The organism is Microcoleus sp. D3_18_C2 (assembly GCF_036702395.1).
Classification (GTDB): domain Bacteria; phylum Cyanobacteriota; class Cyanobacteriia; order Cyanobacteriales; family Microcoleaceae; genus Microcoleus.
In genome coordinates this window covers 1-19,937 of record NZ_JAUBTG010000043.1, presented here as the reverse complement: position 1 = coordinate 19,937, position 19,937 = coordinate 1, and the positions used below count along the sequence as shown (strand labels likewise).

At 44.6% G+C, this 19,937-nt stretch carries 16 protein-coding genes and 2 pseudogenes; 9 read left to right on the top strand and 9 right to left on the bottom strand.

All coding sequences use genetic code 11. The features are described 5' to 3' along the window. Positions 1 to 31 precede the first annotated feature (31 nt). Together QUA88_RS21565 and QUA88_RS21560 are read left to right on the top strand one after the other, a co-directional pair. A complete protein-coding gene (locus QUA88_RS21565) occupies positions 32 to 1,177 on the top strand; it encodes an iron-containing alcohol dehydrogenase family protein (protein WP_333263564.1) in 1,146 nt (381 codons plus the stop codon). A gap of 99 nt (positions 1,178 to 1,276) precedes the next feature. Beyond that, positions 1,277 to 2,458 carry an aspartate aminotransferase gene (locus QUA88_RS21560; protein WP_333233845.1) on the top strand — a complete coding sequence of 394 codons (1,182 nt, stop codon included), beginning with the start codon at positions 1,277 to 1,279 and terminating at the stop codon, positions 2,456 to 2,458. A gap of 76 nt (positions 2,459 to 2,534) precedes the next feature. Here the strand turns inward: QUA88_RS21560 and QUA88_RS21555 are convergent, their stop codons facing one another. Together QUA88_RS21555 and QUA88_RS21550 are read right to left on the bottom strand one after the other, a co-directional pair. Further along, positions 2,535 to 2,927 (bottom strand): hypothetical protein, encoded by a 393-nt coding sequence (locus QUA88_RS21555; protein ID WP_333233846.1) that lies wholly within the window; start codon positions 2,925 to 2,927, stop codon positions 2,535 to 2,537. Between the two features lie 368 nt (positions 2,928 to 3,295). Then, complete coding sequence (locus QUA88_RS21550; RefSeq protein WP_333273748.1) at positions 3,296 to 4,438, bottom strand: hypothetical protein; 1,143 nt, start codon at positions 4,436 to 4,438, stop codon at positions 3,296 to 3,298. 961 nt (positions 4,439 to 5,399) lie between these two features. Here QUA88_RS21550 and QUA88_RS21545 point away from each other — a divergent pair. The 3 genes and pseudogenes from QUA88_RS21545 (at position 5,400) to QUA88_RS21535 (ending at position 7,680) form a co-directional block, all read left to right on the top strand. Further along, positions 5,400 to 5,603 (top strand): hypothetical protein, encoded by a 204-nt coding sequence (locus QUA88_RS21545; protein ID WP_333057284.1) that lies wholly within the window; start codon positions 5,400 to 5,402, stop codon positions 5,601 to 5,603. Between the two features lie 777 nt (positions 5,604 to 6,380). Continuing rightward, positions 6,381 to 6,479: pseudogene (locus QUA88_RS21540) on the top strand (transposase); the annotation flags it as partial. A 166-nt stretch (positions 6,480 to 6,645) separates the two neighbouring features. Continuing rightward, on the top strand, positions 6,646 to 7,680 hold the full coding sequence (locus tag QUA88_RS21535) for a glycosyltransferase family 2 protein (protein WP_333057286.1): 1,035 nt from the start codon (positions 6,646 to 6,648) through the stop codon (positions 7,678 to 7,680). A gap of 219 nt (positions 7,681 to 7,899) precedes the next feature. Here QUA88_RS21535 and QUA88_RS21530 read toward each other — a convergent pair whose 3' ends face one another. From QUA88_RS21530 to dapF, 3 genes and pseudogenes are all read right to left on the bottom strand, one after another. Next, on the bottom strand, positions 7,900 to 8,385 hold the full coding sequence (locus QUA88_RS21530) for an IS66 family transposase (RefSeq protein ID WP_333057287.1): 486 nt from the start codon (positions 8,383 to 8,385) through the stop codon (positions 7,900 to 7,902). 347 nt (positions 8,386 to 8,732) lie between these two features. Continuing rightward, positions 8,733 to 9,215 (bottom strand): annotated as a pseudogene (locus QUA88_RS21525) (hypothetical protein); the annotation flags it as partial. 277 nt (positions 9,216 to 9,492) lie between these two features. Then, positions 9,493 to 10,335, bottom strand: a complete 843-nt coding sequence (gene dapF, locus QUA88_RS21520) for a diaminopimelate epimerase (protein ID WP_333057288.1) — start codon at positions 10,333 to 10,335, stop codon at positions 9,493 to 9,495. 598 nt (positions 10,336 to 10,933) lie between these two features. On the opposite strand from dapF, the gene QUA88_RS21515 reads away from it, so the two are divergent. Continuing rightward, positions 10,934 to 11,146 carry an Hfq-related RNA-binding protein gene (locus tag QUA88_RS21515; protein WP_333057289.1) on the top strand — a complete coding sequence of 71 codons (213 nt, stop codon included), beginning with the start codon at positions 10,934 to 10,936 and terminating at the stop codon, positions 11,144 to 11,146. A 179-nt stretch (positions 11,147 to 11,325) separates the two neighbouring features. Here QUA88_RS21515 and QUA88_RS21510 read toward each other — a convergent pair whose 3' ends face one another. Continuing rightward, on the bottom strand, positions 11,326 to 13,641 hold the full coding sequence (locus QUA88_RS21510; protein ID WP_333057290.1) for a cation:proton antiporter domain-containing protein: 2,316 nt from the start codon (positions 13,639 to 13,641) through the stop codon (positions 11,326 to 11,328). A gap of 785 nt (positions 13,642 to 14,426) precedes the next feature. On the opposite strand from QUA88_RS21510, the gene QUA88_RS21505 reads away from it, so the two are divergent. Continuing rightward, complete coding sequence (locus QUA88_RS21505) at positions 14,427 to 14,627, top strand: SDR family NAD(P)-dependent oxidoreductase (protein WP_445243063.1); 201 nt, start codon at positions 14,427 to 14,429, stop codon at positions 14,625 to 14,627. A gap of 347 nt (positions 14,628 to 14,974) precedes the next feature. Here QUA88_RS21505 and QUA88_RS21500 read toward each other — a convergent pair whose 3' ends face one another. Beyond that, positions 14,975 to 15,517: a transposase gene (locus QUA88_RS21500; protein ID WP_333263816.1), complete on the bottom strand. Its 543-nt coding sequence runs from the start codon at positions 15,515 to 15,517 to the stop codon at positions 14,975 to 14,977. Between the two features lie 137 nt (positions 15,518 to 15,654). Beyond that, positions 15,655 to 16,257 (bottom strand): hypothetical protein, encoded by a 603-nt coding sequence (locus QUA88_RS21495; protein ID WP_333263813.1) that lies wholly within the window; start codon positions 16,255 to 16,257, stop codon positions 15,655 to 15,657. 599 nt (positions 16,258 to 16,856) lie between these two features. Between QUA88_RS21495 and QUA88_RS21490 the strand changes: the two genes are divergently transcribed. Beyond that, positions 16,857 to 17,786, top strand: coding sequence for a class I SAM-dependent methyltransferase (locus QUA88_RS21490; protein ID WP_333058640.1), 930 nt, complete (start codon positions 16,857 to 16,859; stop codon positions 17,784 to 17,786). Between the two features lie 171 nt (positions 17,787 to 17,957). Here the strand turns inward: QUA88_RS21490 and QUA88_RS21485 are convergent, their stop codons facing one another. After that, positions 17,958 to 18,170 (bottom strand): hypothetical protein, encoded by a 213-nt coding sequence (locus tag QUA88_RS21485; protein WP_333273741.1) that lies wholly within the window; start codon positions 18,168 to 18,170, stop codon positions 17,958 to 17,960. Positions 18,171 to 18,606: 436 nt separating this feature from the next. Between QUA88_RS21485 and QUA88_RS21480 the strand changes: the two genes are divergently transcribed. After that, positions 18,607 to 19,512 carry a D-hexose-6-phosphate mutarotase gene (locus QUA88_RS21480; protein ID WP_333058639.1) on the top strand — a complete coding sequence of 302 codons (906 nt, stop codon included), beginning with the start codon at positions 18,607 to 18,609 and terminating at the stop codon, positions 19,510 to 19,512. Positions 19,513 to 19,937: the final 425 nt, after the last annotated feature.

Sequence of the window (19,937 nt, the reverse complement as noted above, 5' to 3'; positions counted from 1 at the left end):
TCAACCTTCTCGTCACTTATCCAGTGGTTCGATGACTCAAACCCAAAGCACCAAAACCGCCACCGCACCAGCAATTTATTCCTTGACAATTGCTCCCGCCTGTGTATTGCGAGGTCGATCGGCCTTAGCACAAGCCGGAGATGCGATCGCCCGTTTCGGAAAGCGGCCGCTAATCGTCGGCGGCAGCAACTCCCTCGCCGCCGCCCAACCCTACCTGCAACCAATCCTCGAACAGCAGCAGTTAAAATCCGCCGAAACAGCATACGGCAAGGATTGCAGCGAAACCAGCCTCGAAACCCTCCGCGAAGCAGCCAAAACCCATCAAGCCGACTTCATCATCGGAGTTGGCGGCGGCAAAGCCTTAGACGCAGCCAAACTCGTCGCCCATCAGTGCAAAATCCCGATCGTCACCATACCCACATCAGCAGCCACCTGTGCCGCTTGGACAGCCCTTTCTAACATTTATTCAGAACAAGGTGCATTCCAATACGATGTCACATTAGCCAGATGTCCAGACTTATTAATACTCGATTACGGTTTGATTCAAACCGCACCGCAGCGGACATTAGTAGCAGGAATTGGAGATGCGATCGCCAAATGGTACGAAGCATCAGTCAGCAGCGGACACTCTGAACAAACCCTGATAATTTCCGCCGTTCAACAAGCTAGAATACTGCGCGATATTTTATTCCAAAAATCAGCCGCCGCCCTCAAAGAACCCGGTAGCGAAACCTGGCAAGAAGTCACAGATGCGGCCGTATTGCTAGCAGGAGTAATCGGTGGAATCGGTGGTGCTCAATGTCGCACCGTCGCCGCCCACGCCGTCCACAACGGCCTAACTCATCTATTAGCAAGTCACGGCACATTGCACGGCGAAAAAGTCGCCTACGGCATTTTAGTACAACTGCGACTAGAAGAAATGCTGCAAAACAATCAACTCGCCGCTAGCGCCAGACAGCAACTGCTAAAATTCTACGCCGAGATTGGATTGCCCCAAACTTTAGACAACCTCGGACTCGGAGACATTACCATCACAGAATTGCAGCGCGCCGCCGACATAGCCTGCAATCCCAATTCCGACATCCACCGACTGCCTTTTAAAGTTGTTCCCCAACAATTAATGGCAGCGATGGTTTCTACCACCGCACCTGTGGGAGAATTAAAGATTAAGAATTAAAACAGTTTGTAGTAAGGACTAAAGTCCTGAAAAGGCTGTGCTAGCAAGGACGAAAGTCCTTACTACAAACCAGGAAAACTGACAACTGACAAAAAATAAATGACCTTGGATTGGATTACCCCTGCTGACAGGTTGCAAAAACTACCGCCCTACGTATTTGCCCGTCTCGACGAACTCAAAGCCCGCGCCCGCGAACAAGGACTCGATTTAATAGACTTAGGAATGGGAAACCCCGACGGGGCGACTCCTCAACCAGTAGTAGAAGCGGCTGTCGCAGCCATCCAAAATTCTGCAAATCACGGCTATCCACCCTTTGAAGGAACTGCCAGTTTCCGCCGTACAATTACTAAATGGTACAGCCGCCGCTACAACGTTGAACTCGATCCAGAAAGCGAAGCATTGCCTTTGTTGGGTTCTAAAGAAGGTTTAGCACATTTTGCGATCGCCTATATCAATCCAGGGGACGTAATATTAGTACCAAGTCCTGCTTATCCCGTATTATTTCGCGGCCCAATCATCGCCGGTGCAAAAGTTCACAACATCATCCTCAAACCAGAAAACGACTGGGTAATTGACTTAGCCGACATTCCCGACAGCGTAGCCGAACAAGCCAAAATACTCTATTTCAATTATCCCAGTAATCCGACTGGAGCAACTGCACCCCGCGAATTTTACAAAGATATTGTTGCTTTCGCACACAAACATCAAATCTTGCTGGTTCACGACTTGTGTTATGCGGAATTAGCCTTTGACGGCTATCAACCGACAAGTTTATTAGAAATTCCCGGCGGTAAAGAAATCGGGGTGGAATTTCACACCATGTCCAAAACCTACAATATGGCCGGCTGGCGCGTCGGTTTTGTAGTAGGAAATAGCAAAATTATTCAAGGTTTGCGGACATTAAAAACTAACCTAGATTACGGTATATTTTCCGCTTTGCAAACAGCAGCAGAAACAGCACTGCAATTGCCGGATAGTTACTTGCACGAAGTGCAGAATCGTTACAGGACTCGCCGGGATTTCATGGTGGAAGGATTGGCAGAATTAGGGTGGAATATTCCTAAACCTCTGGCTGCAATGTATCTTTGGGTTCCCTGCACTCCGGGCATGAGTTCGACTGATTTTGCCCTCAATGTTTTGCAGCAAACGGGTGTTGTGGTGACTCCTGGCAATGCTTTTGGGCCGGGCGGCGAAGGATATGTGAGAATTAGTTTAATTGCAGATTGCGATCGACTGGGAGAAGCATTGCGGCGTTTGAAACAAGCTAATATTCGATATTAGTTATTGGGCATGGGGCATGGGGCATAGGGCATGGGAATTGGGCATTGACTTTCAAGTACAATCTTGAGGCAAGTGACTAATTAATTAAATTCAACCTATCCTCATAACCCAGCATTATCTTCTGCAAGGTGTTCTGCAACTTCTGAAATTCTGAATCACTTACAGAAAAATAAATTATTGCCTCATCGTAATCTGTATTGGAGTTGGGTCTTGAAGGATCGAAACTAACAATTAATCGATCTCGGCTTAAAGTAACTTCTTGAATTCCTCCATATTCTCCCCAACACTGATCGTCTATCTCCCAGTAAACACATCCTAGGTTAGGAGGAGGAGCTTTTTTATAAAATTCATTTCTTTCCATAACAAAATAATTATAGTTTTCGCTATCCTCATCCTCCTCAGAAGAAAAACCGATAGAAAATGGGTCTTCAATTCCCACAAGTTGTGCAAAAAGTTCAAACACCATCATAAACTTAATCCACTTGTTTTGGTGAGCTATTTTAACCGGAACTTCCCATTCTACGCTCTTAACTTTTCTCTGAAACCATTTATAGCGGTTCTCAAGAAAGTGAAGTAAGTAGGCGGCGTCCCATGCCCTATTGGTGTCAACTTAACATCAAACCGATAGTCCGGCAGGGGTTTAAACCCCTGCCTCAAAGCTAAAGTCCTCTCAAAGAGGACTGAAGAACTCATTAGTCCTCTTTGAGAGGACTTTAGCTATAAGCCCCGTGGAATTCATTCCCTGGCGGACTGACGGGTGGGCGGGAGGACTGGTGGACCAAAAGCTTAAGTTGACACCAATGCCCATGCCCCATGCCCTATCCCAATTCCCAATAACTACGCTTTTTTAATTTCATTAGTAATCCAGTCAAAAGTTTCCATAACTTGCTTGAGATCCGATTCGTCTTGCAAAGTAAACAAAGCCAGACTCGGCGACCTTCTCTCACCCGGTTCTATAGGTAGCGACAGACCGATCGCACTCAGCTTACTTCTCAATTCCAGCCAATTTTGTTCCGCATTAAACGGCGGCTGGGAACCGTAATTGTTAGCAGAAATCTCCATTCTGCCAGCAATATCTACAGTGAATAACTGATAAGGTTTTCTTCCCTTTTGAGGCAATTGAGCGGCGAAACCGCCGTAGGCATCCCCCGTTCCCCAGTGGATTTGAACTTCGGGTTCTTGACTTTTTGCCCATCGGTAAATAGCTTTTGCCATTTGCGCCTCGTCCGCGCCTCGTCTAGCTTTGATTTCGGCAAAAAATGAAGATTCATCCCAGCGCCTTCTTTCGCGCGTTGCGCTGGATTTTTTCTGCTGTGCTTCCGCTGTCTGACCGATCACTCTGGGAACCAGCGTTTTCAAACCGTCTTCACTTACATACTGCTTAATTTCCAGGGCCAAAACTTCAACGGGGTCCATTTGTTCGTTGAGAAATTCCACAACTCGGCGCATTTCAGCGGAAATCTCGTCAGCTACAAACACTAAGCGAACTTTACCCGCTTGCAAATTAGTTTTAACCTTCTGCCAAAATAGGTCTTCATTAGCATCCGCACCGAGAAACTCTTCAAAAATCTGTTCAGGATCGCGACCCCGATCGCGACAATTAGCTTCAAACAGAGCAATAATTGAATCGATCGGCCAGTAAACCAACGCATTAGCAGCATAGTCGATCGACTGGCCCAAAACTTTTTGTCGCAGTTCGGCATTAGGAGTTCGCCGGACATCCACCAAAGTAGGAACTGCATTTTGGTCGAGAAACAAATGATCCAGCGACCACTGCACCGCTGTTTCCTCATCGCTGGGTGCAGCTTCCCGCGAAATTAACAGCCATCTGCGCGCCGTCGCCCGATCGATTTGGTCTCCCGCGATCAAATTAGGATAAGTTACTAGCAAGTCTTGTAACTGGTCTTCCGAGTCGTAGGGCTGTTCCATCATTTCTACCAGCCTGTCGTCGTCCTGAATCAGATAAATACCTCCAGCCATGCCAGCCCACCTACTTAATTTTAGATTTTAGATTTGAGATTTGAGATTTCCGGCTTAGTTATTAGTCTTTAGTCTTCATTCCGCAGCCAATGATATCATGTCCGATCGATTAACCATAATATCCCCGTCGGGGCTGGTTTGTGAGACAGGGTAAACGCATCTTAACTTTTACCCAAAATATGATACAATTAAATCCGACTAATTTTTCATGTAGTTTATTGTAGTTTATTGATGCTATCAATGGCAAGAGGTTTTAGTAAAGCTGTAACTTCCCAACAAAAATAAACAGATTCATTACCACCTTCAATGAATCTTTTAAATACCCTTTTTTTAGAGCATTTTCCCAACTATAAAAATTCAAGAATAGAAAGAAGTAAAGAACACTTACTTAAAGATATTAGATCGACGATGGCGATTCTAGCTGTCCAGACGCGGTGCAGACGGATGGGTGGCAATAGAAGCCTAGGTAATGCCAAATATCAATGCTTAAAAAGCTTTCTATAATTACCGAATAGCCTACCATCTCATGACACATTTAGTCGGCTATTTTCCCGAAGTGAACCACAATAGTTTCAAGAATGTTTTTTGACTTGGGTAAATGCCATAGTCGGGGAATTAGAACTAAACGCGATCGCCCTTCATTGATGGCGAAACAATAAAACAATTATATGACCGAAATAGCCAGCCAAAAGCGATATATATAGTTACAAGCTAGTCTTCATTTCATCAATTGGTTTTAGAAAAAAAAAACATAAAAAATCTAATGGAATGACCAAGAATTTCTTGATGCTACCCGCCACGTGATTTATCCGTGCAATCAATCCAAAATCTAAAATCGAAAATCCTCAAGCCCCCGAATTTATCCGTGGGGTAAAGCCAAAATCTAAAATCTAAAATCTAATGACAGCGATTGCGGAATTAATAGAAATGTTATAAATTGCCGGAAGTGTAATAACTATAGATGATCGGCTGTTATCAAAAAAATATAATATCTCTGATTTTCAAGAAAAAAGAAGATTATATTTTAGCTTTCAAAGGCAATCAACAACTTTTATACAAAGCCGTGAAAGAGTGGTTTGAAGTAGCTCAAGAAGCAGATTATTTAGGAAAAAAGTATGATTATTATGAACATGAACAAGTAGAAGCAGGACATCACCGAGTGTAACAAAGACAAGTCGGGAATGTGGATTTATCCGAGTTACCACCTCTGCATAATCAAGCATTATGGACGGGATCAAAAACAGTTGTCATGATAGTTAGTGAACAAAGATTGTAGAATAAAACCACCACATAAGCTCGTTTTTACGCTTAGTAGTTTCAGCAGTAATGCTGAGACAATGGCTGGGGCGAGCCGCAGTCACTGGGGCATTAAAAATAGCTTATATTGGACGCTTGATGTTACATTTTGTGAATATAAAAGCTGGATTATGAAACAGAACTCTCCCGTAAATTTTGCACTTCAATCGGAGGCTAGCCATAAATATACTGCAACAAGAAAAAACTTCCGGCACAAAGTCTAAAAATGAAACGCTATCGAGCGGGAAGGGATAATTATTGATTTCAAATTTTAAACTTTGCCAGCTAACGCTTAAAAGATAACACCCATCTCTTGTGAAATCTATCCTGATTTTTAAATTTTATAAATTCTTAAAATTTTGATTGAATCTGCTTCACTGGGGTTAAACTTAAGAATTTTCCGATTTTTTTTTTAGTTATTTAGTAATGCAAAAACTCACTTTTTTGTCAAATTAAATTAATTTAGATACGTTTACCATATTCTCAGTATAATTTTTATGACAATTTGTGTAATATCTCAACTTATTAAATCACAAAAATATCTGTAAGTGAATATATAATTGCTTTTACACCGCCTAATTTTTATATTTTATAGTTAATTTTTATAAGATTATTAACTTTTTGAAATACTAGGTTCTGTAGAGCAGGAATTAACAACCGAATCAAGTTGATTAAGCGGCAAGCTTATGGATTTGTCAACTTTGATAACTTTCTGGCGAGGCTATTAGCTTGCTTTTCTGATTAGTTTTGCCGATCGTGTTGACTCCAGAAGAACTGAATAAGCTAGAGGCAGTCTAACACCGAAAAGCGTAGCTCCATAGAAGTTACAATATAAAGATATTGTGAACTTACCTTGAGTGTCGCTAAAATATTAAAATAACAGCTCGCGAGTGGAATTTAAGAGGTAAGACTTGAAACAAGTTGGATTAGTGGCGATCGGACGCAATGAAGGGCCGCGCCTGCGCCAGTGCCTAGTATCGGCCACAGACAAAGTTGCCCGCGTCGTGTATGTCGATTCCGGATCAACAGACGGTAGCCTAGAGTTAGCCCGATCGATCGGAGCCGATACAGTAGAACTAAACTTATCTATACCGTTTACTGCAGCACGCGCCAGAAACGAAGGCTTTGCTCGCTTGCTGAAACTATCACCAGACATCGAATTTGTCCAATTTGTAGACGGCGACTGCGAATTGGTTGACGGATGGATCGAACTCGCCCAGCAAGAACTCACAGCCAAACCCGACGTAGCCGTAGTGTGCGGGCGCCGGCGCGAAAGATTTCCCAACGCCACAGCATACAACCGACTCTGCGACATCGAGTGGGACACGCCTGTCGGCGAAGCCAAAGCCTGCGGCGGCGACTCGATGATGCGCGTCGCGGCGTTCGAGCAAGTCGGCGGTTTCAACCCTGCACTCATTGCTGGCGAAGAACCGGAACTCTGCGTGCGGCTGCGTCAAAACGGCTGGAAAATCGAGCGATTAGATGCAGAAATGACCCTGCACGACGCCCAAATGACAAGTTTTACCCAGTGGTGGAAACGTTCTCAAAGAGCCGGTCACGCCTACGCCGAGGGTTCCTGGCTGCACGGAAACACCCCCGATCGCCACTGGGTCAAAGAGACCACCAGCATCTGGTTCTGGGGATTCGTTCTGCCTGTGCTAGCATTGGGCACAGCCTGGTTCACCCACGGGTGGAGCCTGTGGTTGCTCGCCACCTACCCGATACTTACCTACCGAATTTACCGCCGGATGCTGCAGCGGAATTTGCCAGCCAAGGATTCTGGTCTTTATGCTATATCTTGTGCGATCGGGAGATTTCCCCAATTGCAAGGTCAGATTCAGTTTCATCAGCGTCGCTTGCTGGGACAGCGCAGCAACTTGATCGAATACAAGAGATCAAGCCCATCAATGGAGCAAGTTAGAATTAGTGCTAAGTCTACTAAGTAGGTTAGCCACCATCAACTTAACAGGTTTTTTCTGGAACGTACTTCTCCCCTGTAATCCCGATTCCCGTGTAGAGGCGGGTTTTCTCCCCAACCTCTACACCCGACACCGGAACCTCAAAAAACCTGCAACCGATCGAGTAATTTCTTCAAAACTAAACTGACAAAGATCGATTTATAAACAAAGGTATCCAACCAATGAACAACCAAAAATTGTAATTGCTCAACTAGGGGAAAAAAGGGAGCCATCAGTAGAGAGAGCTTGTTGAATGGATTGATAAGCAGTTAAACCCGGACGCTTGCCAGTATTAACAACTGAACGAACGGCAGCAAACAAATCTCGCCCCCATTCCGAACGGAAGCCATTGGTCACACGGCGAAATATCACACTCATCCGAATCGCCTGTTCACTACTATTATTCGTGGGTGGAATTGTCGCATCTTCCAGAAATAGAAATAAATTGTCAATCAGCCCACCGTAACGTTTTCGTAACCGTATACCATCCGGATGCTGTGGTGCTAAATCCAAAATTTTGGTTAATCTTTCCTGTAAATTTATTCGATATCTCAAGAGTCTAGTATCATCCATATTCTCCCGTTGCCGATGGATGATAAAAGCCCTTAATAATAACCTCTTCATCGCTGGGGCAAAAATTCTGGCAAGAGCATCAATCGCATATTGGCAATCCCGCAGTTGATGTGCACTCACACACTTGCCATTGTGGTGCTGGGTGATTTTTTTGAGCGCGGGAGAAATCTGACACCCAGATATCGGGACGATGTTCTGCGAGAACTTCGTTAGGAATGATATCAAATCCGGTAGCATCGTCCTGTATTCATCTCTGTATTCTCTCCCTCTGCGTTCTCTGCGCCCTCTGCGGTTAAATCATTCCGATGCAACCGGAAACGATATGAGAATTAAATAACTTAGAATGCGTGATGGTTCTTGTGGGATGGGCGTCCCGCCCGTCCAGAAAGGGCGGGATCTTAGGCCCAACCCACTTTCAAGAGTGTAAATTATTTAATTCGCGATCCTAAGTTATTTATTTTCTATTGCTCAGCGGAAATCTCGTCAGCTACAAACACTAAGCGAACTTTACCCGCTTGCAAATGAGTTTTAACCTTCTGCCAAAATAGGTCTTCATTAGCATCCGCACCGAGAAACTCTTCAAAAATCTGTTCAGGATCGCGACCCCGATCGCGACAATTAGCTTCAAACAGAGCAATAATTGAATCGATCGGCCAGTAAACCAACGCATTAGCAGCATAGTCGATCGACTGACCCAAAACTTTTTGCCGGATATCAGCATTAGGAGTTCGCCGGACATCCACCAAAGTAGGAACTGCATTTTGGTCGAGAAACAAATGATCCAGCGACCACTGCACCGCTGTTTCCTCATCGCTGGGTGCAGCTTCCCGCGAAATTAACAGCCATCTGCGCGCCGTCGCCCGATCGATTTGGTCTCCCGCGATCAAATTAGGATAAGTTACTAGCAAGTCTTGTAACTGGTCTTCCGAGTCGTAGGGCTGTTCCATCATTTCTACCAGCCTGTTGTCGTCCTGAATCAGATAAATACCTCCAGCCCTGCCAGCCCACCTACTTAATTTTAGATTTGAGATTTGAGATTTGAGATTTCCGGCTTAGTTATTAGCCTTCAGTCTTCAGTCCGCAGCCAATGATTTGTGAAGGCGGAAGGCATTGGTCAGAATTCAATAAAAATTTTGAAGTCAATAATTTTTATTGCTTGTTAATTCAACAAAAAATCCCTTCTGACCAGTGACTGATGACTAATAACTAATGACTAATAACTAATGACTAATCACTCATACAACCAGTAAATACTCGCTGTGCCGGCCCGGTCATGTAAATGCGCCCAGAAACTTCTGCCCATTCGATTTCCAAAACGCCGCCGGGGAGCTCAACAGCAGTTGCCCGATCGCACTTTCCTACCAACACCCCAGCTACCACAGCAGCACAAGCACCAGTCCCACAAGCTAGAGTAACACCCGCGCCTCTTTCCCACACCCGCATTTTTACATAGTCTGAACGTACCACTTGAATAAATTCCGTATTGGTACGCTGCGGGAATGCTTTGTTGTGCTCGAATTGAGGCCCGACAGTTTCTAAAGCAACAGCCGCAACATCCTCTACAAAAGTAATACAGTGAGGATTGCCCATACTGACGCAGGTAACAGACCAAGATTTATCAGCAACTTCGATCGGCACATCTATAGCTTTGGCATCCGATGCAGCCAAAGTTGTCGGAATTTCCGCAGCCAGTAGCCGGGGAACCCCCATATCCACCTTAACCTGACCGTCCGATCGCAATTCCGGGCTAATCACACCAGCCAGAGTGTGGATGCGGTACTGAGTTTTCGCCTCTGACCCGTCCAAATCCGCGATAAACTTAGCCAAACAGCGAATCCCGTTGCCGCACATTTCTGGTTCCGAACCGTCGGAGTTAAAAATCCGCATCGTATAGTCAGTGTCATTTTGACCCGGAAGAGCAAATATCACACCGTCTGCACCAATCCCGAAATGTCGATCGCACAAATCCACAGCTTGTTCTGGCGCGATCACCGGTTCTGACGAGTGGCGGTTGTCAATCAGAATAAAATCATTTCCCAGTCCGTGATACTTCGCAAACTCGATCGGCATAAAAACAAACCTCTTTTGGTTAAAACTGATTAGATAATTTGCGGACCAAATTACCCATTTCTCAGTATTATAAAACTTTATGCAATTTATAGTCCTTTCTCGTGCAACATAAACAAATATAATATTTATAACTCCCCAGCGATATTTAATACTAATTCTCAAAAGTCATGCAACAGTAGCTGTAGGGTGCGTCGCCACCATTAAATTCTAAAAAAGAGCGACCATCTCCAAGCGACGCACCTTAGCTGAAGCGCGATCGTAAACCAACCACAAACTAATACAGCGGATTCCAGGTTTATAAAGTACACCCCAGAAACCGGGTTTCTTCTGGATTTCTCGCCAGAAACCGGTTTTATTCAAGAAACCCGGTTTCTCTGTACTTCACTTACCTGGAAAGTGCTGTAATTGTTGCAATATTTTGGAGAATTCGTATAATTAATGCTGATGTCAATGGCTGAATGAATATCGGTATAAAAGTAACCGCCAAGGGGTTTCTCCGTCATCGGGGAGACACCCTTGTAGTTGCGGCAGTAAGGGTTAAACGGTATAAACAGAAGAATATGGTTTAAGGTAATATTTGACTATAATTTTCTGAACTATGTCTGAATTTGAAACCGGATTGCCCAGCGTTCGCTTAATACAAAGCTACATCAAAGACAAACAACAGGTGGAAATCAAACTCCTGACCGGCGACTTAGTAGCTGGCAGAATTTTTTGGCAGGATAATAGCTGCATTTGCCTCCTCGATCCATCAGAAACACAAATTCTGATCTCGCGACCAGCAATTGCTTATCTCAAACCCAACGGCTGAGGAGACAGAGAGTGGGAGAGGGGGAGACAGGGAGAGGGGGAGATTGGGAGATTGGGAGAGTGGGAGAGGGGAAAAATCTTCCCTCTTCCCTCGAACCTCTTCCAACTTCGGTCTTCCTGACCTCCGTTACATCCGTTACATCCGTTACATCCGTCGAGCGAATCCGTTGCCGAACTTCCCTAATCGCTAAACAGCTTTTCGATGACTTGGGCCTTGACCAAAGGCAGCTTTAAAGCTGGTTGTGGCACCCGCGGTGAGGCCGTCCGCTGCATCAAGCCGAGCTCGTAAAAGCCGCCACACAGCAGCAAACGATCGCCTTCTTGCAAATTGCTACTTCCGTCGGGCCAGCGAGTAAATTTCCCTTCCCGGCGGATAGCCCGCACCTGCACCCCGTACTGCGTCAGCACATCTACCTCTGACAGTTTTTGGCCCGCCCAAGGGCTGTTTGCTGGCAGTCTCAGCCACTGGCAAGAACTGTCCCCCTGCGGGACTGCAACTTCCCCCTTCGCCAGCAACTCAAAACTGATGAGTTCTTCCGGTTCTCCCACTACAAAAAGTCGATCGCCCGACTGCAAAGCTGTCTTCCCGTTAGGATAATCAATTTCCTCGCCATTCTCGCGGACGATCGCCATCACGCTGACCCCTGTCAACTGTCGCAAGTTAGTTTCTTCCAGAGTCATGCTGGCGATGGGAGAACCCGACGGCAAGTTGTACCACTCGCTGTTCATATCTCGAACCGCCACTTTCAAATCCCGCGAAACCGCCAAAGGTTCGCGCGGTGGCCGCAATTCCAGATAGCGGCTGCTGCGAATTTGCTGCACATCCCGCCCGATCGCCATTGCCGAAAGTCCCATGCCAGCCAGCAAGTGGGAAGACAGTTCTAAACTGGCCTCAAACTCCGGCTGCACAACTTCCCAGGCCCCCAATTGATAAAGCAGTTCGATGTCTTTATCTTGGTTCGCGCACACCACAATATCCAAATCCGGGACTAATTCTAAAGCCCGCTTCAGACACAAGCGAGTGCTCATGGGATCGGGAAGGGCGATCGCCATTGCTTTTGCCCGTTCCACCCGCGCGGCTTCCAATACGTGCCAACTGGCAGCATTCCCGTAAATGTAAGGAATTCCTTGCATTCTGCAATCTTGAATTCTACTTTCTGACTCATCGATCACCACAACAGAACAGTTGCGGCTTTGCAGCATTTTGACTAAAATTCTGCCGACTCGCCCGTAGCCGCAAACCACAACATAATTTTGTTCCGGCAAACTTTCAGCTATTGCCACAGGTTGAGATGTTTCGTCAAAATAGCGCTGCAAAGGCCCGAAATTTTCCGCCCATTTCAATAACTGCGGCACGCTTCTCAACACAAACGGAGTTAGCACGAGGGTGACTGCTGTCGTTCCTAAAATTAACAGGTAAACGTTCCGCGAAACCAGCCCCATAGCTTGGCCGGCACTAGCGAGTACAAAGGAGAATTCTCCTATTTGAGCTAAGCCCAAACCTGCGATTAATGCTGTTTTTAGCGGATAGCCAAATAGTCGGACGATCGGCGTTATAATCAAGAATTTGCCGACAAATACTATAAATACCAGTCCCAGAATTACTTCTAGATGGTTCCACAGAAACATCGGGTCAATTAACATTCCGATGGTGACAAAAAATAAGGATGCAAAAATATCTCGCAAAGGCTCGACATAAGTTAGAGTTTGGTCAGCATATTCCACCTCCGAAATCATTAAACCCGCCACAAATGCGCCCATCTCGATCGAAAAACCCAAATATTCTGTCAGCAGCGCAATCCCTAAAGCCAACACCACAACTCCCAGCAAAAACAGTTCCCGACTTTCTGTTTTCGCCAAATAGCGCAGCAACTGCGGTACCATCCAAATGCCCGCGACTACAGCACCGATCGCAAATAACCCGATCCGCAGCAGGGCCCACGCTACCGTCATGCCGATCTCTTCTGCTGGCTGATTGAGTGCCGGCAAAACTGCTAACATTAGCCCCAAAGCCAAATCTTGAACTACTAATATTCCCAGCATGACTTGACCGTGGGAAGTACCGGATTCATTGCGTTCCATCAAGCATTTCAGTACGACTGCGGTAGAGGAAAGTGACAGAATCGATCCTAAAAACACGCCTTGGGCGGGCGATTCTACCCAGCCTACAGCCAAGGAAATTGCAGTAGTAATGGCGATCGTCAGCACAATTTGCAAGCCCCCTCCGCCCAAACTAATGGCTTTTACTTTCTGGAGTTCGGCGAAAGAAAATTCCACTCCCAAGGCAAATAACAGAAAAGCAACCCCGAATTCCGCCAGGGTGTCTACCTGAATTAATTCTTTAATCAGCCCCAAACCGGCCGGCCCAACTACGATCCCTCCCAGGAGATAGCCGAGAATTACCGGCTGTCGCAATAGCGATGCAAAGAGTCCTCCTGCTGCGGCAGCAGCGAGAACTAGAACTAAGTCAACGATCAGTCGGAAGTCTTCTTGCACAACTTTATGAAAAAAGTATAAAGTTATATTATAGTGTCTAATGTGTTGACTATGTTTAGTGAGTTGACAGTAGTTGAGGAACAAGCACAACGGCCACCCTCGACTAAGGTATTTTTTCATTGCACAGAGTTCAACTTCTCACAAAAAGCTTAACCTCTGGCAAGTTGATCGAGGGATTGTGGGGGTATTAGTGGTAATGTTTCACCTCAACGAGATGAGCGCGGTGAGATTAAATCAAGTTACTTTTTTTAATTTATTTCAGGCTGGGTGGAGCGGTGTTGATTACTTTTTTGTATTGAGCGGTTTTCTCATGGTGTAGGTTCACCGATCGGCGAATGGTAAAAAGGATTAGTTAAAATTGTTTTTATTTATGCAAGCCCTGCTTGCAGATTTACCCTATCTACTGGATAATTACTCAGGCACTTTTGTATTTTTTTATAGTAATCCCCGGTTTTGCTAACAATAAAAATTTAGGTTTTAGACAAGTAATTTGGTTTAATCTTGATACCTCAAAATGACTTGCCCATTCGGGATGCAAGTTTGACAAAGCTGGCGTCGCACCTGTAAATACTGCCCTAGAGGCGATCGACTCCCTAACTGTCAGGTCAAACAGATATGGTATTACTTGCTAGAGAAATGCTGCGCGATCCTTATTGGCCGATGCGGGCTGCGAAGCAACTACGTCAATCGGTGCCTGCTCCAATTCAATACGATCGCGCTTGGTAATTAAGCGGATTTGCGATCGATTTTAGGTGAGCCGATTTAATCAATTAACAGGAGTGAATATGTCTGAGATTCAAAACAAGGTGGTCATCATTACTGGAGCAAGTAGCGGTTTAGGTGAAGCCACCGCTCATCGTTTAGCCGCCAGCGGAGCCAAACTCATGCTTGCTGCCCGCCGCGAAGATAGACTCAAGGACTTAGTTGCTGCAATCGAAAAAACAGGTGGCACAGTTGCCTATCGAGTCACCGATGTTGCCGAATAAATATAGCGGCTACTGTATTTCATCAATCACCGAATATGCTGTAATAAAACTGAGTATCGATTAGCAAGCAACTTTGCTGCATCCGGCTATCACGCAATAACAATGAAGAAATCGGAGAGATACATCGAAAAACATGGGCAATACAACTGCTGTAATTGTTTTTAATAACGCACTTATTTTAGATATATAGCCACCCTAAATCATTCGCCTAATTATTGTACGGGCAATCCCACGCCCGGTTGCCCCGATAGATAGGGGGTAGGCACGGGGAGTAGGGGTAGCACTACCCCTACAAATGTACCTGAATGATTTAGGATTGCTATAATAATCAATACTCCGGACAGTTTTTAAGCAGCCAAAGTACCATAAGACAAGACTGAAGGAAGATTAGGATGGTTTAAAATCAAATCCGGGTCTAAATCTAACTTATCAATAAAGGTACAAAGTAGATGCTTATTGAATTCCAGCCGTTTATAAGAAGCCATTGAAAACACAAACGACTTGGCAGATGAATGACAACTAGAGAGTTCATGTTTTGCTAAATTTAAGGCAATTAGACTGGCATTAAAATGAAAATCAAGCCGTGGTAAATGACGAGCTTGACAATCCGACAATCCCGTAAATTGCTTGGCATCACGAAAAATAAATTCAATCTGGAAACGAGCCTGATAATATTCAACAATTTGCTCAGGCGGTAAGTGAATATCAGTGCTAAATAATAAAGCATTTTTAATTTCTCCGTTGGGTTGAACCTCAGAGATACAAGCCAACCTAATTTGGCAATTTAAACAACAACTCCACACCACCAATGTATATAATGAAACTCCCGGTTTTAGGTCTTTAACAAAATTAAGACGGCTCAAATCATGGCAGTCAACTTGTGCGATCATATTTACGTGGAGCTCCCAGTTTCTTTTGTTCACCTGTATAAAGATAGCGTAGGTTAGCATCAACTCTTAACTTGCCAATAAAGTCTAAATTCAACTCCCGCACAGCATCCCAGAATTTAGAGCGGTAGTAATAGCCATCAGCGACCATTTGGACGTACAGAATTTGGGAAGAAATAACGAGTATTCTTTAGATGTTGTGCATAGTCATCAACTCTTGTGATGTCAGGCGTTGAGCTTTGAGACTCCTGTTTTTTGCGAGATTTTTTTGACCCGCTATTCTTCGGTTTTTGTGGCAGTTTTTTCACCTTCTTTATTTGAGGGCGTGATGGAGTTTGTTGTACGCTTAAGCTATAAGATAAACGACTCTCAATTTCGACAATAGAAATTACAGAAATTTCCAACCCCTGTTCCGATTTCCCCGCTACACCATTATAAAAATAACCCTTACCGTCAGTTTTTTTGCCACTTTTTTTTAAAAAAGAACAATCGATAACGGCAATGACTGTGTGTTCAGGATTTAAGGCAGATTCGAGGAAATATTGATTAAATTGTGGAAAATTAAAGCTTTTGAGAAAGTGACGACGGTAGGTTTTTTCGCTCAAACAACTATAACGACTGAGATTGGTGAAGTTGACCTTGCCATAAACAAGCAAAATAGTTGAGAATAAAGTGATTAAAAACTTCTTTTGGGGTTGACTAATCCCTGGCATTTGTTGTAAGATGGATTCAATAATCTTCATAAGGCAATCTGTTAAGCTTGTGTGTTTTTATAGCTTAACCTAAAAGAGCGCCTTTTTTTCTGTTCATTTTGGGTTCAGATTGCACTCACTTTTTTCGCTTCTGTGATTTATTGCGTAAGCGTTGCTTGCCGAAGCCATCGCATCCCTCTTTAAAAACTGTCCGGAGTATTGATAATCACCCAATTATACAATAAATTAAATTGAGATTTATGTTTATGTTTATACTATTTTATATTTTATGGAGACTATAAAAGGCATGGGTGAAAAAAGATATTCTATAAATTCCGCTATATTCAAGCTGTTGTGTGTGAACTAAGGATCGCGAATTAAATAATTTACACTCTTGACAGTGGGATGGGCGTCCCGCCCGTCCAGAAATGGCGGGCGGGACGCCCATCCCACAAGAAGCATCACGCATTCTAAGTTATTTAATTCTCATTCCTAATTAACAATAAATATTGGTTTAATAAACTAATTTTTGCGGATAATAAATTTAGAGTGTGTAGCAGGAATAGCGAGAATCATGTAAACTTGTGTAACAAAAATAAACACTTGTGGCTGCCCACAGGTGAATATGTTAGAATCAATGCCGAACTCAGTTGAACAAAGTAAAAGAAATCAAAGCTATGACATACGTTGCATGCAATTTGTGCGGTAGTAATGACTATACTGTGAGATTTGAGCAGGGAGTAGCCCAGGTAAATCAAATTGTCAATTGTAAAGCCTGTGGATTGATGTATGCTAATCCGAGAAGCACAGAAGTAGATAGTGTATTAATAGAAAACTACGATCCAGAGTTTGTATTATCTGCGATAGTTAACCAAGATTCGCAGAGACTGGAAAAAGAAGCACTGCAGGTAAAAGATTATGAAAAAACCAGAGCTTTTCTTCACAAACATTATCCCAATAAAGGTAAGTTAATTGAAGTGGGAAGTGGCTTGGGGTATTTGTTAAACTTCTTTAAGCAAGATGGGTGGAATGTAGTTGGGCTTGAACCTAATGTGGGTATGTGCAGATATGCAGAATCGGAGTTTGGAATCGAAATCATCCCAACCATATTAGAAAAAGCTGAACTAGAAGATCGATCGGCAGACGCTGTATTGATGATGCACGTGATCGAACACGTATCCGATCCTTGCAGTACGTTGAAAGAAGTTTATCGGATCTTGAAGCCGGGTGGGATATTCGTGATGGAAACCCCCCGCTACGATACATTGGTTTTCAAATTATTGGGTAAAAGAGAAAGAAGTCTCAGTTGCGACGGACATATTTACTTTTTTACGACCACCACGCTAGAAAAACTTGCAACTAAGGCAGGATTTACCGTGCTTAAAACAGATTATGTGGGGCGATCGCTAACACTCGACAGGCTATTTTATAATTTGGGCGTTGTGAGCAAAAGTCAGGCCATTAAACAAATCCTTAAGGATGTGGCAGTTAAACTGCATTTAAATAAAATTTCGTTATATTTAAATACACGGGATATGGAACGTATATATTTGAAAAAACCCGATTCTGGCTCAGCATAACAAAACTTAAGCGCACAGAAAAGATGAGATTACCTCAAATGTTTGAGTGCGCTTGTACCATGACAGTTATTACCCATTACATTAATCCCCTGGCGCCAGACTCTACGAAGACAAATTTTAGCGAGGGAGGCTGTGGGCGACACCACAAGGGTTTCCGGGCTATACAACGAATCAAGCCAGATGCGGAGTTTTGCGGCTGCGCCGTCTTTTGATGAAGTGCTGCATTAGCTTGGCCATCCGAGAAATCAGCAAGGTGTGCCGGTGGGTTCGATGCACATCCCCTCGCGATGTGTGGGGACTCGCTATCGGTTTCTCTGACTGCATCGTTGTGTCGATCGCACCCTCGCAGGTCAAACTCAACAATCTAATCAATCTAGTAACCATAATATCGGATAATTGTAAAGCAATTCACCAAGCCAACAGCGTCACTAACCCCAGCCTAAAGGCATGGGGCTTGAAAGAGGAAGACTCACCACCTTCTTAATTTGAGACTAAAACAGTGTCTAGCCTGCGTCTTTGAGACAAACTGAATTATCTGGTGGTGGTACACCGAACGATGTTACTGGATGCCTCCCTAGTCTGTAACCTCAAGGGATATCAGTGGCGAAGGGATATACACACACGGGCTTACCGCCACTTGTTATGCGTACAGGTAGAAAGCACTCGATCCGTAACTGTCCGGGTTAAAGGCGAATACAAAACGTCGAACGTCGTTAGTATATCCAAGGCGGTAACAAGCATTCATCGGGGGAGAATTCCTCCCCCTCCCATCCAATGTAAAGCCGTCCTAAAAGGACGGGGTTTCAAACCCATATTTCTGATGAGTATTGACCAATTAAACGCAGACTACGGCATAGCCGGGAACCTCACCTTCGCCACCGGAAACGGTGGTTTCCCGATGATTCACATCGACAACGGTCAAGCCAAAGCCTTAATTTCTGTGTATTCCGGTCAAGTGCTCTCCTTTCAACCAGCCACCGAAACCACAGACTTGATGTTCGTCAGCGACAAAGCCTACTACGCAGAAGGGAAAGCCATCAAAGGCGGTATACCCATCTGTTGGCCCTGGTTTGGCCCAGATCCCGAAGCCTTGGGGCGTCCAAGTCATGGGTTTGTGCGGAATCGCCTCTGGAATGTGCTAGAAACCGCCACAACCCCCGATGGTGCAACTAAAGTCACTCTCGGACTCAAGGATAGCGATGAAACTAGAGGAATTTGGCCCCAAGCTTTTGAACTGGCGATCGAGATTACGATCGGCACCAGCCTCACTGTAGAATTAATCACCCGCAATCTAGGCGACAAAGCATTTCCCCTCACCCAAGCTTTCCACACCTATTTCCAAGTCGGGGATATCAACCGCGTGCAGGTTTTAGGTTTAGAAAATAGCCAATATCTTGATAAAGCGGATGGTGGGGTGGAAAAGACTCAAGTGGGTGCAGTGGTAGTAACAGGTGAAGTCGATCGCATTTATCTCGATGTCACCAATGAATTAGTCATTGACGATAGCGCCCTCAATCGCCGTATTCGCATTAAATCCTCTGGTAGTAAATCCGTCGTAGTGTGGAATCCCTGGGTGACAATTTCTGCAAATATGGCCGACCTTGATGATGCAGATTATCAGCGCTTACTCTGCGTAGAAACGACCAATGCAGCTACAGATATTGTGGAAGTTCCCGCTCATGGTGAGTTCCGCTTGCAGGCAATTTACAGCGTTGAACGCGACTAAGAAATTAGAGCTTAAGCTTAGCGGTGATGGGGTCAAAATTCTCAGTAAGCGGGTCAACATTTCAATTGGATATTTTGGGCGTTGCTCAAATCCCACCCACAAGACTGGGATTGTTTCTTTAAATACAACTTAAATGCCGATTAGCTGATTGAATTGAAAAACTCTGTCACCGTAATGACTAATAATACCATGTCCGATCGAGCGATTAAAAGGGCGGGTTTTTGAGATTGTCAATTATTGGCAGATATTTTTCGTGAGGGGAACCCCTACCGTATTAGGGGTAATCGGTTAGAGAGTCGATGGTAGGGTGTCCCCCACCATCTCTCCTACAAAACCGTGCTTGCGACTTTCACCGCACACGGCTCCTGGGTGATGTAATCCTGGTTATGGATACAGTACGAGCGCATCAAGAGATGATTTCTACC